At 60.1% G+C, this 15,841-nt stretch carries 18 protein-coding genes; 4 read left to right on the top strand and 14 right to left on the bottom strand.

Annotated features, from left to right (window positions below; all coding sequences use genetic code 11):
• The first annotated feature begins 132 nt into the window (after window positions 1-132).
• Window positions 133-1,185, top strand: coding sequence for an NAD(P)-dependent alcohol dehydrogenase (locus AC0Z5Z_RS19770; protein WP_016770957.1), 1,053 nt, complete (start codon window positions 133-135; stop codon window positions 1,183-1,185).
• A gap of 9 nt (window positions 1,186-1,194) precedes the next feature.
• Here AC0Z5Z_RS19770 and AC0Z5Z_RS19765 read toward each other — a convergent pair whose 3' ends face one another.
• The 10 genes from AC0Z5Z_RS19765 to AC0Z5Z_RS19720 all read right to left on the bottom strand — a co-directional run bounded on the left by AC0Z5Z_RS19765 (window position 1,195) and on the right by AC0Z5Z_RS19720 (window position 9,719).
• Window positions 1,195-1,998 carry an IclR family transcriptional regulator gene (locus tag AC0Z5Z_RS19765; protein WP_016770958.1) on the bottom strand — a complete coding sequence of 268 codons (804 nt, stop codon included), beginning with the start codon at window positions 1,996-1,998 and terminating at the stop codon, window positions 1,195-1,197.
• A gap of 61 nt (window positions 1,999-2,059) precedes the next feature.
• Window positions 2,060-3,370, bottom strand: coding sequence for an MFS transporter (locus tag AC0Z5Z_RS19760; protein ID WP_130888462.1), 1,311 nt, complete (start codon window positions 3,368-3,370; stop codon window positions 2,060-2,062).
• A 177-nt stretch (window positions 3,371-3,547) separates the two neighbouring features.
• Entirely contained in the window at window positions 3,548-4,696 is a 1,149-nt protein-coding gene (gene dgoD, locus AC0Z5Z_RS19755) for a galactonate dehydratase (protein ID WP_016770960.1), read from the bottom strand.
• A 61-nt stretch (window positions 4,697-4,757) separates the two neighbouring features.
• Entirely contained in the window at window positions 4,758-5,378 is a 621-nt protein-coding gene (locus AC0Z5Z_RS19750; protein WP_071173195.1) for a 2-dehydro-3-deoxy-6-phosphogalactonate aldolase, read from the bottom strand.
• 19 nt (window positions 5,379-5,397) lie between these two features.
• Window positions 5,398-6,387, bottom strand: a complete 990-nt coding sequence (locus AC0Z5Z_RS19745) for a 2-dehydro-3-deoxygalactonokinase (protein ID WP_041479409.1) — start codon at window positions 6,385-6,387, stop codon at window positions 5,398-5,400.
• A gap of 295 nt (window positions 6,388-6,682) precedes the next feature.
• The gene (locus AC0Z5Z_RS19740) at window positions 6,683-7,129 is read right to left on the bottom strand and encodes a hypothetical protein (RefSeq protein WP_236168413.1); all 447 of its coding nucleotides are present in this window, start codon (window positions 7,127-7,129) and stop codon (window positions 6,683-6,685) included.
• 56 nt (window positions 7,130-7,185) lie between these two features.
• Entirely contained in the window at window positions 7,186-7,920 is a 735-nt protein-coding gene (locus AC0Z5Z_RS19735) for an alpha/beta hydrolase (protein ID WP_485611556.1), read from the bottom strand.
• Window positions 7,921-7,926: 6 nt separating this feature from the next.
• Window positions 7,927-8,421 carry a PAAR domain-containing protein gene (locus tag AC0Z5Z_RS19730; protein ID WP_041479413.1) on the bottom strand — a complete coding sequence of 165 codons (495 nt, stop codon included), beginning with the start codon at window positions 8,419-8,421 and terminating at the stop codon, window positions 7,927-7,929.
• A complete protein-coding gene (locus AC0Z5Z_RS19725; RefSeq protein ID WP_252868079.1) occupies window positions 8,418-9,080 on the bottom strand; it encodes a hypothetical protein in 663 nt (220 codons plus the stop codon). The genes AC0Z5Z_RS19730 and AC0Z5Z_RS19725 overlap by 4 nt, the downstream gene beginning before the upstream one ends.
• 159 nt (window positions 9,081-9,239) lie before the next feature.
• The gene (locus AC0Z5Z_RS19720) at window positions 9,240-9,719 is read right to left on the bottom strand and encodes a GNAT family N-acetyltransferase (protein WP_485611555.1); all 480 of its coding nucleotides are present in this window, start codon (window positions 9,717-9,719) and stop codon (window positions 9,240-9,242) included.
• A 377-nt stretch (window positions 9,720-10,096) separates the two neighbouring features.
• Here AC0Z5Z_RS19720 and AC0Z5Z_RS19715 point away from each other — a divergent pair, with 377 nt between their 5' ends.
• The 3 genes from AC0Z5Z_RS19715 (at window position 10,097) to AC0Z5Z_RS19705 (ending at window position 11,225) form a co-directional block, all read left to right on the top strand.
• The gene (locus tag AC0Z5Z_RS19715) at window positions 10,097-10,441 is read left to right on the top strand and encodes a hypothetical protein (protein WP_041479419.1); all 345 of its coding nucleotides are present in this window, start codon (window positions 10,097-10,099) and stop codon (window positions 10,439-10,441) included.
• Window positions 10,442-10,485: 44 nt separating this feature from the next.
• Window positions 10,486-10,740 (top strand): hypothetical protein, encoded by a 255-nt coding sequence (locus tag AC0Z5Z_RS19710; protein ID WP_041479421.1) that lies wholly within the window; start codon window positions 10,486-10,488, stop codon window positions 10,738-10,740.
• A gap of 104 nt (window positions 10,741-10,844) precedes the next feature.
• Window positions 10,845-11,225 carry a Rho termination factor N-terminal domain-containing protein gene (locus tag AC0Z5Z_RS19705; RefSeq protein ID WP_217851772.1) on the top strand — a complete coding sequence of 127 codons (381 nt, stop codon included), beginning with the start codon at window positions 10,845-10,847 and terminating at the stop codon, window positions 11,223-11,225.
• A gap of 114 nt (window positions 11,226-11,339) precedes the next feature.
• Here AC0Z5Z_RS19705 and AC0Z5Z_RS19700 read toward each other — a convergent pair whose 3' ends face one another.
• From AC0Z5Z_RS19700 to AC0Z5Z_RS19685, 4 genes are all read right to left on the bottom strand, one after another.
• Complete coding sequence (locus tag AC0Z5Z_RS19700) at window positions 11,340-12,269, bottom strand: PfkB family carbohydrate kinase (protein ID WP_150742569.1); 930 nt, start codon at window positions 12,267-12,269, stop codon at window positions 11,340-11,342.
• A complete protein-coding gene (locus AC0Z5Z_RS19695) occupies window positions 12,262-13,728 on the bottom strand; it encodes a purine-cytosine permease family protein (RefSeq protein ID WP_485611554.1) in 1,467 nt (488 codons plus the stop codon). Before AC0Z5Z_RS19695 ends, AC0Z5Z_RS19700 begins: the two co-directional genes overlap by 8 nt.
• A gap of 203 nt (window positions 13,729-13,931) precedes the next feature.
• Window positions 13,932-14,930, bottom strand: a complete 999-nt coding sequence (locus AC0Z5Z_RS19690) for an ADP-ribosylglycohydrolase family protein (protein ID WP_431078155.1) — start codon at window positions 14,928-14,930, stop codon at window positions 13,932-13,934.
• Window positions 14,927-15,640 (bottom strand): GntR family transcriptional regulator, encoded by a 714-nt coding sequence (locus AC0Z5Z_RS19685; RefSeq protein WP_016770970.1) that lies wholly within the window; start codon window positions 15,638-15,640, stop codon window positions 14,927-14,929. Before AC0Z5Z_RS19685 ends, AC0Z5Z_RS19690 begins: the two co-directional genes overlap by 4 nt.
• Between the last annotated feature and the right edge of the window lie 201 nt (window positions 15,641-15,841).

Raw genomic sequence — 15,841 nt, 5'->3', positions numbered from 1 at the left:
TGACCAATGCGATCGCCGAAACCCGCATGCCGGAGGATTAGGCATGAGACCCGGAGAAATCGTCATGGCAGCACCCGCGTCTGACGGCCAGAATTCACCGCCTCACTTGTCACTGTTTTTGCGAGGTCACCCATGTACACCGCCATCGGCTATGCCGCCCAATCGGCCACCACGCCCCTCGCCCCGATGAAATTCGAACGGCGCAGCCCGCGCGCCGACGACGTGGCGATCGAAATTCTCTACTGCGGCGTCTGCCATTCCGACATCCATCAGGCACGCAACGAATGGGGCATCGCCGTTTATCCGCTGATGCCTGGCCATGAGATCGTCGGAAAAGTCACCGCAGTCGGTGCGAATGTCACCCGTCACAAGGTAGGCGATCTGGTTGGCGTAGGCTGCATGGTCGACTCCTGCCGCAGCTGCGAAGCCTGTCAGGCGAACCTCGAGCAATATTGCCTCGAAGGCCCGACCATGACCTACGCCACCCCGGATCGGGTTGATGGCAGCAACACCATGGGCGGTTATTCGGACAGCATCGTGGTCAGCGAACACTTCGTTGTGCGCATCCCCGAGAAACTCGCACTGGCCAGCGCCGCACCGATTCTCTGCGCCGGCATCACCACTTACTCGCCGCTCAAGCACTACGGCGTCAAGGCCGGTGACAAGGTCGGGATTCTCGGCATGGGCGGCCTCGGCCACATGGGCATCAAGTTCGCCAAGGCGATGGGCGCGGAAGTCACGCTGTTCACCCGCTCGGCGAGCAAGGCTGAAGAAGGTCGCCGTCAGGGCGCCGATCACGTCATCGTCTCCACCGATGCCGAGCAGATGAAGGCCGCGGCCGGCTACTTCGACTTCCTGCTCGACACCATTCCGGTGCAGCACGATTTGAACCCGTACCTCGACACCCTGCGTTTCGACGGTGTGCACATTCTGGTCGGCCTGATCGAGCCGGTGAACCCGCCCGTCCACGCCGGCAAACTGGTGATGAGCCGCCGCGTGCTGGCCGGTTCCTTGATCGGCGGTATCGCCGAGACCCAGGAAGTGCTGGATTTCTGCGCCGAGCACAACATCACCTGCGACATCGAAATGCTCGACATCCGCCAGATCAACGAAGCCTACGCGCGGATGATTGCCGGTGACGTCAAGTACCGCTTCGTCATCGACATGGCGACGCTGAAGGCCTAAACCTTAGGGCTATACCTTCAAACCAAGCTCCGCCGACAGCCGGGTTGTGACCCCTTTGAGCAGGGGGATCAACTCGGCCATTTTTTCCAGCGGCATGTACGGCACGGTGCTGGCGATACTGATCGCCGCGACGATGCCCTTGCTCGCATCACGAATTGGCGCCGCCACACAGCGGATCGACGGTTCGTTGTCTTCCAGATCGAACGCGTAGCCACCGGCAACGTATTCGCCCATGCGCTGCTCCAGCTGCTCCCACGATTGCTGCGGATGCTGCGGCCAGAACTGACTTTTGCCACCCGCCGGCAGGCTGATGTCGTACAGCCGCCGCCAATCCTGCGGCGAATCATCGAGCATCAAGGCCTTGCCGATCCCGGTGCGTACCAGCGGCATGCGATGGCCAACCCGTGAGCGCATTTCCGGGCCGTTGCGCCCTGGATTCTTCAGCAGGTACAGCACTTCGTCGCCTTCGCGGATTCCGAGGTGCACGGTATCGCCGGTCAGCGCCGACAACTCATCCAGATACGGCCCGGCCAACGTCACCAGCGGCAACTCTTCGCGGGCCTGAAAGCCCAGTTCGATCAGTTTCGGCCCGAGCAGATAACCGATTTGCGGCACCACGCGCAGATAACGCTCGTCGACCAGACAGCTGGCCAGACGATGGGTAGTGCTGCGCGTGGTGCCGATCAGCCGGGCAATCTCCTTGAGATCACGCGCGCCACTGGCCACCGCCTGCACCACACCGAGGCCGCGCAGCAGCGTCTGGGTGCCGGTGGGCGCGGCGTCCTTGGTTTTTTCCGGGGCGTCTTCCTGCATATCCAGCCTTTTACCGTTGAGCGAAGGAACGGGCGGCATTATGGTCGCCCGAGACTGAGCACTACAACTCGATACGCTCGACCTTGCCCACCAGCAGCACGTAGGACAAGGCACCGACCAGCGCGAGCACGGCGATGTAGGTGATCGCCGGCGCGAACGAATCACCGCTGGCGAGGAAGCCGATCACGATCGGCGTAGCGATCGCCGAAAGATTGCCGATGAAGTTGAACACGCCACCGGTCAGGCCGAGCAACCGCGCCGGTGCCAGCGTCGACACCAGTGACCAGGTGATCGACGCCAGACCGTTGCCAAAAAATGCCAGGGCGAGGAAGGCAATCACCAGCGGCGTCGACTCGACAAAGTTGGCGCCGATGATCGAAGTCGAAATCAGCAGCCCGCCAATGATTGGCAACTTGCGCGCGAAGCCCACGGTGTAGCCGCGCCGGATCAGGAAGTCGGAAAAGAATCCCGAGCACAACACGCCGACGAACGCGGCAAGAAATGGCAGCGATGCGAGCAGACCGGACTTGATGAAGTCCATGCCGCGATATTTCACCAGATAGGTCGGAAACCAGGTGAGGAAGAACCACAGCGTCGAGTTCAGGCAGAACTGGCCGAGGTAGATGCCCCACAACTTGCGCTTGCTGAGGACGATGCCCAGATCGGTCCAACTGAATCTGGCCTTGACCTTGGCCGCCTCGGCCTGGATATCGACCAGCCCGCCGCCTTCGCGGATCAGGTCGATCTCCGCCTGATTGGTGCCTTTGAAATCGCGCGGCTCGCGATACACCGCGTACCAGATCAGCGCCCACAGAATGCCCACCGCACCGGTGGCGACGAACACCATGTGCCAGCCGAATGCATGTTGCAGCCACGCCAGCACCGGGGTCAGGAAGGCCAGGCCGACAAACTGTCCGGAGGTGTAGAAACCGATCGCCGTGGCGCGCTCGCGCTCAGGAAACCAGGTGGTGACCACGCGGCTGTTGATCGGATAGGCGGGCGCCTCCAGCGCACCGACGGCCATGCGCAGCACGAACAGGGCGATGAAGCTGCTGACGAAACCGAGCATCACCGTGGCCACCGACCACAGCAGCAGCGCGACGCTGTAAAGGATGCGCGGCGGCACGCGATCGACCAGCCAGCCGCCGGGGATCTGCATGGCAGCGTAAGTCCAGCCGAAGGCGGAGAAGATCAGACCGACGTGAACCGGATCGATGCCCAGCTCACTGGTCAGCGCCGGCGCGGCAATCGACAGGTTGCTGCGGTCGAGGTAGTTGATGACCACGGTGATGAACAGCAACACCATGATGAAAAATCGCTTGCGGCTAGGCGTGACTAAAGACGCCTGCCCGGAGAGGGTATGCGTTTGCATGAGGAGAGCCTCTTTTTATGTTTGTTGAGGTCATGACGCAGATCTCCTCTCCCTGGAGATCAAACTGTGGGAGCGAGCCTGCTCGCGAAAGCGTCGGGTCAGTCACATGGATGGCGGATGTGACATTGCATTCGCGAGCAGGCTCGCTCCCACAGGGATCAGTGCTGAATCAGGAGATCACCACTCGGCAAAGCTGCCATCGGCATGGCGCCAGATCGGGTTGCGCCAGCGATGGCCGACGGCGGCGCGTTCGATCACGTATTCCTCGTTGATCTCGATGCCCAGCCCCGGGCCGTTCGGAATCTTCACGAAGCCCTGGTCGTAGTCGAACACGCGCGGATCCTTCACATAGTCGAGCAAGTCGTTGCTCTCGTTGTAATGGATGCCCAGGCTCTGCTCCTGGATAAACGCGTTGTAACAAGCCGCGTCGAGTTGCAAACAGGCAGCCAGCGCGATCGGTCCCAGCGGACAATGCAGCGCCAGCGCGACGTCGTAGGCTTCGGCCATGTTGGCGATCTTGCGAGTTTCGGTGATGCCGCCAGCGTGGGAGGCATCCGGCTGGATAATGTCGACGTAGCCTTCGCTCAACACCCGTTTAAAGTCCCAGCGCGAGAACAGACGCTCGCCGAGGGCAATCGGCGTGCTGGTCAGCGGCGCCAGTTCTTTCAATGCTTCGTAGTTTTCGCTGAGCACCGGTTCTTCGATGAACATCAGTTTGTACGGGTCGAGCTCCTTCATCAGCACCTTGGCCATCGGCTTGTGCACGCGGCCGTGGAAATCGACGCCGATACCGACGTTCGGCCCCACCGCATCACGCACGGCGGCAACGTTGGCCAAGGCGAGGTCGACTTTCTCGAAAGTGTCGAGGAACTGCAGTTCTTCGGTGCCGTTCATTTTTACCGCAGTGAAACCACGGCTCACTGCTTCTTTCGCCGCACGCGCGGTGTCCGCCGGACGGTCGCCGCCGATCCACGAATACACACGAATCTTGTCGCGCACCTGGCCACCGAGCAGATCGCTGACCGACACGCCGAGGGCCTTGCCCTTGATGTCCCACAGCGCTTGGTCGATACCGGCCAGCGCGCTCATGTGGATCGCGCCGCCACGGTAGAAGCCACCGCGATAGAGCACGGTCCAGATGTCTTCGATATTGCGTGGGTCTTTGCCGATCAGGTAGTCGGACAATTCTTCCACCGCAGCAGCTACGGTATGCGCGCGCCCTTCGACCACAGGCTCGCCCCAACCGGTCACGCCCTCGTCGGTTTCGACCTTGAGGAAGCACCAGCGCGGCGGAACGATGAAGGTCGTGAGTTTGGTGATTTTCATCTCTGCTCTCTTTTGTAAATGCAGCTTTTATTAGATGCAGCGCACACAGCGCCAAAAAGTCTTAACGCAGGGCTTTCCAGGCAGCCACGTAGGCCTTGGCATTGACCGCCACCTGCTCGGGCGTCATGCCCGGTTTGAACAGACCGGAACCGAGGCCGAAACCTTTCACACCGGCATCGATAAAGGCCTGCATGTTGTCCGGTGTGATCCCGCCGACCGGCGCCAGCACCGTGCCGGCTGGCAACACCGCCAGCCAGGCCTTGACGACCGCCGGGTTCATTTGCTCGGCCGGAAACAGCTTGAGAATGTCCGCGCCCTCAGCCAGTGCGGCGAAGGCTTCGGTCGGCGTGGCCACACCCGGCGACAGGTACAGCCCCGCCGCTTTCGCCGCGCGCAACACCTTGGCATCGCTGTGCGGCATGACGATCACTTGGCCGCCAGCAGCTTTGACCTGCTCGACCTGCTCGGGGCTGAGCACCGTGCCAGCACCGATCAGGCAATCGGCGGGCAGCGCATCACGCAGGATGCGGATACTTTCGTACGGCGATGGGGAATTGAGCGGTACTTCGATGACGCGAAATCCGGCGGAATACAGGACTTCTCCGACAGCCGCCGCTTCCTGCGGTTGCAGGCCACGCAGAATCGCGATCAGACCGTTTTGTGCCAGTGCTTGCTTGAGCATGTCAGGCCTCCAGTCAGGGTTAACGGGATGAGGAATCGATCAGTCCGGCGGCGCGCGCCAGTTGCCACAGGCCACGCTCGGTCGCCTGCTCGGCCAGCGTCACCCGAGCAAAGCCGCAGGCGTCGAGGGCGCGTTGATAGCGTGCGCACAGAAGCGCATTGCCGATGAGCACGATCGCTGGAAGATTCGCTTGATTGCGCCGGCGCCGCTGCACATTGGCGAGCGCGGCCAGCTCATGGCCGATCATCAGACCGGACAGATAATCCGCCTGAGCAGTCGGGCTCAGTTCACCGGTCAGGCCGAGGGTGCGGGCGCTGAACAAGGTCGACAGCACACCGAGCTCGGCATCTGTCGACAGCGCGATTTGCACGCCGCGATCGAACGCCTGCGCATCGAAGGTCGCGCTCGGTTGTTGGGTACGGCCGAGAATGCTGTGCTCGCTGAGCACGGCAAACACTTCGCCGGTCATGAACGTGTCGAAATGGGTGATGCGGCCATCGACCACCTCCACCCACTTCGAGTGGCTGCCAGGCAGGCCGATCAGCAGATCATTACCCGCCTCGACCGGCAGACTTTGCAGCACGCCGAGGACTTGGGTTTCTTCGCCGCGCATTACATTCGGCAGACGCGAACGCTGGATCACGCCCGGGACGATATGCACCGGCGTACCGCGCAGACTGACAACGGTTTGTAGGGAATTTCCGAGATGGGCGACGTCGGCTGGCGTTTCGCAGTAAGGCGCTTCGCGCCAGCCCTGCGCACTGCCGACCATGCCGCAAGCGATCACCGGCAGATCCGGCTGCGCATCGAGCCAGTCACCGCAGGCCTCGTCAAAGGCCAGTTCAAAACCATCGGCGCATTCACGGCCGTGGATGATTCGCGGGGTCTTGGGCAACTGCATGATCCCGGACGACAGCGCACGCTGCTCCAGCACCACACCGTCCGCCGCGAGTTTGTAAGCACGTAATGAGGTCGTCCCCCAATCGAGCGCGATCAATTGCGCCTGCATCGCTTCACCTGTTTTGTTTTTGGCAGTGAGTGCGACGGACTATAAACCCGGGCGGGCTAAAATCTCAATATATAAATATCAATCCCATATTTTGGGAATAGCGCAAGTGTCAAGCTTGTCTTGTCGCGGGTACAAATCGTGCTCCGTAAGGATCAACGGAGAAAAAGCCAAGGTATTAAGGATTCTCTGCGAAAAGCGCTGCATGCATCTGCTCAGCGGACATTGAAAGGCGGCAGAGGAGCAATCGAGATCAGGCTCCCTCCCGCCAGAAAAGGAGCCTGGATGAATGAAGGATTCACTCCCTGTTGATAGCTCGCGCCAGGTCGGCAGTTGGCACACGCATGATTTGGGAAAAATACGTTTTGTAAGGAGTCGTATGAACGCGGAACACGCAGGAAATAAAACGTCTGTTCGTAAACCAACGATTGAGCACCGGCCCCTCCGGAAAGATTTCCGCGCCCTTTTCGCCAGTCGACTCTCTGAAAATCACGTCGGCTTTGTACTCGTTTGCAGCGCCACTCTCATCGCGCTCAACAAGGCCAAAACCGGAGCGTTTTATCTGGTGCCCAACAGAAAAGTCCACATCATCATCCACAGTACATACCAACCCTTGGCTTATATGTGATGTGAACAACTCGAGTAATTCCACATCGGCGAGAAAGTGAACCTGATAGATTCCGGTGTCTTCCAACTCATCAACACCGGAATAAAACAGCTTCGCAGCCGGCTTTTCGTGATTCATTGAACATCCAGAACATATGACCAATAAACCCATCAAAAAAAATCGAGACACGATGTTCATTCCTTGAAAAAACTCAAGACCGACTCGTTAAAAATCTGACGAGCAGTCTTGCCGTTATCCAACGGCCGCAAATACATAATATTTGCATCCGCATGATTCACATCTACGCGCCCCATTACATTAGGCCCGGTAGAAACCTCCCATTGTTCACCAAAACTAGCAACCGTATCTGATACGTTCGTTATCTTCGGCGCAGCGCGAATATTAACCCAGTACTGAGCCTTGGGCTTGGGTGGCAACCGGTAGATATTGGAAATACCCCAGACCATTACACCTTCGCCAACCGGATCGATGGTCAGTAACATTCTCACTGTATAGCCCTTCCTCGTGAGAGTGGCTGAAAGGTGGGCGCCATTCCAGCCTCCCAGACTATGACCCACAATGTACACAGCGGTTGAGCAGTCAGGGATCTTCGCCAGTACCTTTTCAGATAGGTCTTTATCGGTAATGAAATCATTATAGCCAAGAGGCCACGACTCAAATTTTCCCACAGGAAATTTCAACGCCTTGGCATCTCTGATAAAGATTTCGCGCACCGCGTCGACATTATTATTTGGCCCACTGAAGTAATAACTTTCCTGGTCTCCAGCACCACCAATAAAAAAAACCACAAAATTCCGCAGAGATATGGCCACCTGCTTATTGGTCTGATCGGTCTTGCATGTAAGTGTATGTGCTTTGACTTCCCTTTTCGCATGAGGTACTTCAGTAGGTGCATTGACTTCGGACATAAGCAATCATTCCACGAATAGTTTGATGGTTTCTGCCACGTGCGAACTGACCATATGAGTGAATCCGTTCGCATCAGTAACACCGTGTTCCTCACTTCCGTCGCCTCGTTGAATGGTGTAGGCGTGATAAGGCACTGGCTGTCCAGTCGCTTCATTCGTCACTTGCAACCTGTCAGTGAAATGCACCGGCATCGGCAACAGCCCACTAAATGCGGCCCCTCCCCCACTTTGGCCGATGATCACCGTGCCCGAGCCACCGATCACGACATTGCCATGCCCACCAGTGCTATCGAGCATCGCGGCATTCAGGCCGTTAATGAAAACAGTGCCGGAGACCGCTCCGGTGATAGGGCTGCCACACGCTGATTTATCGGTCATGCGTGCAGCAGCGAGGCCGTCGAAGAATACGTCCGGCGAGCCGGAGACAATCGGGTTGGTGCCGTGACCTGGCAGTGGGCAGGCGGTTGGGTCGGTGACGCGAGCTGCGGGTTTACCACTCAATTCAAAGCTCCTTGCTTAAGGGGTGCCGGGGATGGCTGATAGATGTCGATGTCGGTCGCGGCAAAGCGCCAGCGATTATCGACCGGGTCGAACAGAGCATGACAATGCTCACGGCTTTCAGGTGATGTCGCGGTTTGTATGGCACGCCAGGCTTCGTTGGCTTGCCAACTCAACTCGGCAGGCGTTGCATCATCAAGTTCGTTGAGCCAGGCGTTGTAGTTGCGCAGGTGATTGCGCTCGAAAGTCGATTGCAGCAACTCGACCATTTCCACGCCAAGGTCCAGATGATGCCTGGAGGTCCAGCGCCCCACTTCGGAGTAGACGTGCCAGCCCATCGGGATCAACGCACCGTTTTTCAACAGAGAATGGCCGGCGAGAGCGACGAAGCCGCAACAGATGTGCAGCATCAGCCAGCCTTGATGAGCGTCGATAATCGCAGTTGGATCAAAGGTTCTCAGCGCTACCACACGGTATTCGCCGAGGCCGGCGCTGCGCGACATCAACTCGGCGTCGAGCCGCGACACGAAAGCCCGAATAGCCAGGCCGCCGGTGCGCTGGGCCATGCAGAGAATTTCGACAGCCTGTCGATTCGGGTCGTCGGAAGAGCCGGTAGTTTTCACCAGACCATACAGACGCATAGACGCCTGCAGTCCGCTCATAGCTGGTCACTCATTGACGCAGCGAGGGCTCCACAGGCGCGGAGAAATTTTGCCAGATGCATTGCAGGTGTCGTCCGTGAGCGCGCAAAAATGGCGCACAGAATGCCGGACCAGAGCGGTGGCGACAACTGAATCAGCAGTAGATTGCCATCATTGTGCTCAGCCCTCGGCAAACTCTCGCAACACCTTGCCATCCATGCGATACCGCACCCATTCCTCCTGCGGTTGTGCGCCGAGAGATTTGTAGAATTCGATGGCTGGGGTGTTCCATTCCAGCACGCTCCATTCGAAGCGGCCGCAGTCGTTGGCGCAGGCGATTTTCGCCAGGTGGCGCAGCAGGGTTTTGCCGGCGCCGCCACCGCGTTGTTCGGGGGTGATGTAAAGGTCTTCGAGGTACAGGCAGTTGCTGCCCAGCCACGTTGAATAGCTGAAGAAGAACACCGCGAAGCCGATCGGCAAGCCGTCGCGCAGGCAAATCAGGCCATGGGCGGTCGCGCCTTCGCCGAACAGGCTACGTTCGATGTCGGCGACGCTGGCGATGACTTCGTGACGGACCTTTTCGAAATCTGCCAGTTCGGTGATGAAGGCGAGGATTTGCGGCGCATCGCTGGGGGTCGCCGGGCGGATTTCGATCGTCATGGACGGGCCTTGTCTGCAAATTAAAGCGCCATACTAAGGCGCGCAGCGGCGCTCGTCACATGGCAAACATACTGACCTGCCCGATCGGGCGAACGCCGTTGCCCCTGTGGGAGCGAGCCTGCTCGCGAATGCGTCCTTCCAGTCAGCCTCGAGTCAACTGCTTCGCGAGCAGGCTCGCTCCCACAGTTGATAGCGCACGTTCTGAAAGGATGCTTATGACCGTTAACTGTTTTGCACCGATGGAAACACTAAAGATCGGCATCGTCTGAACAGCAGACACGCGACCCCGGAGAAGACCGTTCGTCGATCATCAGGCACCAATCCGTCATCAGGGCTGACCAACCCAGTGTAAGGATTCCAATCACTGGAGAAGCCCTATGATCTCGTCAAGGTTGACCGCTTTAGTCTTCAGCGCCCTGCTTTGCCCTGCGGTATTCGCCGCCTCGTCCACGGCAGCGGGCACTGGCCCTACCGATCCGACCCCGCCACGCGCGCCCGCCATCAACAGTGCTCCCGGTATGAATACCGATGGTTCCGGCGTGCCGCTGATCAATCAGCCACCCGCCACCGGCACCGATCCGCGCACACAAGGCAGCGATCCGGGCCGTCAGGGTGGCATGAACACGCCTGACTCTCCTGCCACTCCGCCTGACAATGCCGGCCCCGGTGTCGGCTCGAAAACCACCACCGGTGGCTCCGGTTCCGAAGGTGCCGGTCAGTAGTTCGCCGACGCGAGCGCCCTATTCACTCCCATGAAGAGGTAACCATGAACGTCGACAAAGACCTGGAAAAAGAAGTTCTCACCCGCCTGCTGCACGCGCATCCCAACGGCTTGGGCAAGGAGGTGCTGGACAATTACCGGGGCGAGAAAGTCGTGGCCAGCGCCCTCGCCGCCCTGCAGGATCGCGGGCTGATTCACCATGGTCATGTGACCTGCAGCGAAGCCGGTGAGCACTCGCTGAACCTGCCGATCAAGCTCAGTTCAGCCGGCGTTGAAGCGGCGAAGAAACTCGATAGCTGACGCTGGTTGGGGCTGCGGATCTTCGACTTCGAACGGGTGATTCGTCTCGAGTGATTCGCAGCCTTCGGCGTAACGCAGCACATCCTGACGCAAGGAGAAATCCCATGCCTCGTGGAAGCAAAGACAAATACACCAGCGAACAGAAGCGCAAAGCCGAGCACATCGAAGACAGCTACGAGAAAAAGGGCGTGTCGAAAGATGAAGCTGAGGCGCGTGCCTGGGCGACGGTGAACAAGCAATCCGGCGGTGGCGAAAAGTCCGGCGGCTCAGGGCGCAAGAAGCCTGCAAGTGCCAAGTCGGAAGAGCGCAAAGAGTCATCCCGCCGCGCGGTGGCCAGTCGCAAGGGCCATTCGCGCAATAGCGAGACTTCGAAGGATACGCAGACTGTCGATAGCCTGATGAAGGAAGCCCGAGCGAAGAATATTCCGGGACGCTCGTCGATGCGCAAACAGGAGTTGATTGAGGCGTTGCGCAAGGCCGGTTAAGTCTGATGGCCTCATCGCTGGCAAGCCAGCTCCCACAGATTTTTCGGGTGGTTGCACTATTGCACTTACACACGAAGACCCTGTGGGAGCTGGCTTGCCAGCGATTGCGGTGCATCAGTCGCCGCAGGATTCGCGGATAAACGCATCCACCTCACCCGCCCCCGGCGATGTCGCCGGCCCCCAGCGCGTCACCGCCAGCGCCGCCGCAGCATTCGCCCGCCGCGCCGCTTCCAGTGCATCCAGCCCCTGCGCCAATCCGGCCACAAACACCCCGGCATGCGCATCACCGGCGCCATTGCTGTCCACTGCATTGACAGCAAACCCCGGCACCTGACGGCGCTCGCCGCGCTGTTGAATCCAGCAACCCTGCGGCCCGTCGCGCACCACCATCAGCACACTTTCCGGCAGCAGTTCCGCGAGGCAATCCATCGCGATACCAATCTCATCGGCTCCGGTAAAACGCAACGCTTCGACACTGTTGCTGGTCCACACATCGATGCGCGGCAGCAACGTCTGCATCATCGGCGCGTCAGGTGACTCCACCAACGGCCCCGGGTCGAACACCACATTGACCGACGCCGGCAGCGCCAGCGTCCAGTCGAGCAACGCCTGCGCCTTGCCCTCGTGCAGCAGACTGTAACCGCTGAGATAAACGTAATCGCCGGGCTCGGCAGCCACACTGTTCAAATCGTCTTCGGTCACCTCGCCTTCAGCGCCGATGTAGGAAATGAAACTGCGTTCAGCCGACGCATCGGTCAGCGCCACGCACAGACCGGTGTCGCGCTCGGCCGGTGCGCGGATGCCGATGCAGATACCTTCCGCCTGCATCGCTTGGCGCGCCAGGTCACCGAAACGCCCCGTGCCATGGCGACCGAGGTAAACCACCGGCAGACCGTTACGCACCGCAGCGGCCATCACGTTGAAGCCGCCACCGGCTTCGAACCCTGCCGACTGCGCCAGCACGTCGCCGCCAATTTGCGGCAGTTTATCCACGGCCATGACCAGGTCGATGATGACCTGGCCGGTGTGCAGCATCTTAGGCATGAGCATTCTCGGGTTGCGCGGCGCGGCGATCTTTCGCACCGCCAAGTATCAGGTAAATGCCACCGGCGACGACGAAGGTCACGATCCAGCCGAGGCCGTTGTGGCCCAGCCAGGAGTCGGACAGAAAGCCCTTGAACCAGACGTTTTCTGCCGTGGTGCCGATGGTGGTGAAGCTGAAACCAAGGACGATAGCGATCGCCCAGGCGCCAAACGCGCGCCACTCGATGCCGCCGCGATACCAGTAGGCGCTGCTCGGGCTGACGTCGAGCAGGTCTTTGGGGCTGTAGTAGTGACGGTGAATCAGATCGACGACGAAAATCCCCACCCATGCGGTGATCGGCACTGCCAGCAGGGAAATGAAGGTAATGAACGGGCCGTAGAAACTGTCGGCGATCAGCATGAAGTAGATCGAGCCGGCGAAGATCGCGACGATGTCGACCAACACCGCGTAGACGCGTTTGACCTTGAGGCCCAAGGTCAGCGTGGTCAGGCCGGCGGAGTACACCGACAGGTTGTTCGACAGCAGCAGACCACCGAACGCGGTGATCAGGTACGGCACGGCCATCCACGTCGGCAACATGTCCCGGATCGCCACGATCGGGTCAGTCGCCGACGCCAGATCATTGTTGCCCACCGACAACAAGCCGCCGAGGGTGATCAGCAGCACCAGCGGAATCCCTGCGCCGAACGCCGCCGACGCCACCAGGCGCACAGCCTTGACGCTGCGATGCTGATAGCGCGACATGTCAGCGCCAGCGTTGGCCCAGCCGATGCCGGTGCCGGCGGCCATGGTGCCGATGCCGATGATCATTGCGCTCAGCGGTGCTGGCGTGGCGTTGAACACCGCGCTCCAGTCGATGGTCGCGCAGAGAAAACCACCGACGAGAATGTTCAGCGCACCGAACACGTACGTCGCCCACTTCTGGATCACCAGCAAAGTCGCGTGGCCGAGGCCGGACACTGACAAGGTCAGCAGGACGAAGATGGCGATAAAGATCAGCGTCAGTACCGGCGCACTTTTCGCCTCGACCGGCGAGCCGAACAGGATCGAACACAGCGACAGCAGGACAAACGCCGCAGTGGTGGTGTTGACGGTTTCCCAACCCAGACGCGACATCAGCGAAACCAGCGTCGGACCGATGTTGCCGCGTACGCCGAAGATCGCCCGCGACAGCGTCAGACTCGGCGCGCGGCCCCGCCGCCCGGCAATCGAAATAATCCCGACCACGGCAAACGAACCGGCGGCACCGAGGATGGCGACGATGATCGCCTGCCAGATCGCCAGCCCGCGAAACGCCACCAGCGTGGCGCCCAGCGGCAGGCCGAGGATGGAAATATTGGCCGCGAACCAGACCCAGAAAAGTTGCAGCGGATGACCGTTGCACTCCGCTTCCGGTACCGGCTCGATGCCCCGGGTTTCCAATTGCCCGACGCTTTGCCCGGCGGTTGATGAACTCATGAAGATGCTCCTGTTTGCCTTTTTTGTGGTTGTGGCAATGATGCAAAACGACAAGACAACCGGCCTTCCGAGGCCTGTCTGTGCGATCCATTGCTGTGTGAATTCTTTAGAAATGCGCCGCCCCTTTCGCGAGCAGGCTCGCTCCCACAAGGAAATGCATTCCAATTGTGGGAGCGAGCCTGCTCGCGAAGACGGCAGCCCAATCAGCGCAAGGCCAACAGCCCCTGTACCAAAGGTTCCAGCTCAAGTTGATTAACGACTTTCACCGTCTCGATCATCGGCTCCGGCCAGCACTCAAGCCCCAGGCAGGCCCCGAGCATGGCGCCGAGAATCGCCGCGATGGTATCCGTGTCGCCGCCGAGACTGGCGGCCATGCACAACGCCTCGAATGCCGTCATTTCACCGATGGCCACTTGCTGCGCCAGTGCGAATGAAACCACCACCGACTCCTGCGACGCCACCGATGTACCGATCACGTCGTAGAGCAGATCGGCGAGCAGTGCTTTGTCACTGTCGACGCTGATACTGCGCGCCCAACTGATGCGCGAGGCCATGCGCCCGCCAGCAACCCAATGCCCGTGGGCTTCGGCTTGCTGAGCTATCTGCTGGCCGAGGTTCAGCGCCTCGCCGAGATCGACGTCATTGATGCCAGCAGAGACCACCGCCGCCACCGCTGCTGCACTGGAAATTCCCAGCGTGGTGTTATGCGTCACCTGGCAAGCCTGCACGACCGCCGCGATGAAGCGCTGCGGGTCGGCCACATTCGCGGCGATCCCCACCGGGGTGATGCGCATCGCCGCGCCATTGGTGGTGCCGTAGCGTCCGGCTTCTTCCGGGGAATGCCCGGCGAGGATCATTTCAATGGCGCGTTTGGTCGAGGGGCCGAGCAAGTCCTGCGAGCCTTTGGCCTGCATCTCGGCTTCCCATTCGATCAAGCGCTGGGCGAGGACCGCCGGCTCGATACGGCCGTGACCTTCGACCAATAATTCGCCGACCAGGATCGCCTGCTCGGTGTCATCGGTGATCGAGCCTTTGGGCATGTTCGCGGCGATCGGTTGCAAGGGACCTGCGTCCTGCAAATCAGTGATCTGGCCGAAGCGCGCCTTGATCGTTTCACGATCGAGCGACTGCGTCGGCATGCCCAGCGCGTCACCCAGAGCCAGACCATAGAAAGCGCCAAGCGCACGGTTGAGCGCGGTCATTTCGATTCTCCGAATTGCAGGTGCAGACGAAAGTGCACCGGGTCGAGCAGGCTTTCGACCTGTTCCATGAAACGGTTCTGCCGGTCGTAGGTGGTGCGCAGGGCTTTGAGAAACACCGTGCCGACCGGGCGACCGAGCAGCTCGGCGTCTTCGGCATTCAGCGGCTCGGCGCCGATCCACTGATCGCCGCGCTCGCCGATATAGCCGTAGGCGGCCAGGGTGATGGTCAGGGAATTGTCGATCAGGCCGACGCGGGGCAGGCTTTCCAGGCCGCCGTTGGCCGGCATCAAGGATCGTTCGAGAGACACCAGTGTACCGTCGGTGGCGCGCCGGCGACGGTCGAGGGTGATGAATTGATCGGTGCCGAAACGCACCAGCAGATCCGGGCGAGTCACCGCCTCGAGGCGCAACACTTCGGTATTGATCAGCGCCCCGCTGTCGGCCAGCGCCTGCGCCCAGCCGCTGCGCTGATCCAGCGCGACACCGTCGAAAGTGACGATGGAGCCGACACCGCTCTGCGTGGCGATGTAATTACGCCGCTTCAGTTCGGCCAGCGCCTCACGCAAGGTGCCACGGCTGACCTGGAATTCTTGAGCCAACTGATGTTCGCCGGGCAACAGAAAGCCGTCCTCCATGAGGCCGCTTTCGATGCGTCGGACGAGCTCGTCGACCACCCGTTGTTTCTTGTCGAATCGTACCTGTCTAATCATGTACAAATTGATAACCGAAACGGGGCGTGGCGGGCAACAAAAATTTGAGGGAGGTGACCGGTGGAGAGAGCAAAGTCAAGAGCCCCTCACCCTAGCCCTCTCCCGGTGGGAGAGGGAACTGATTGGGGAGTGCTCAGGAAATGCGCCGAAATGATGTTGCTTTAGCGAATCCACAATCGACCCGATCTTTCAGGTCGATGT

The organism is Pseudomonas sp. 1L-E-NC-VB-C3 (genome assembly GCF_057291535.1).
Note: the sequence above shows the minus strand (reverse complement) of the source record. Positions and strands in the feature narration are given on the sequence as shown.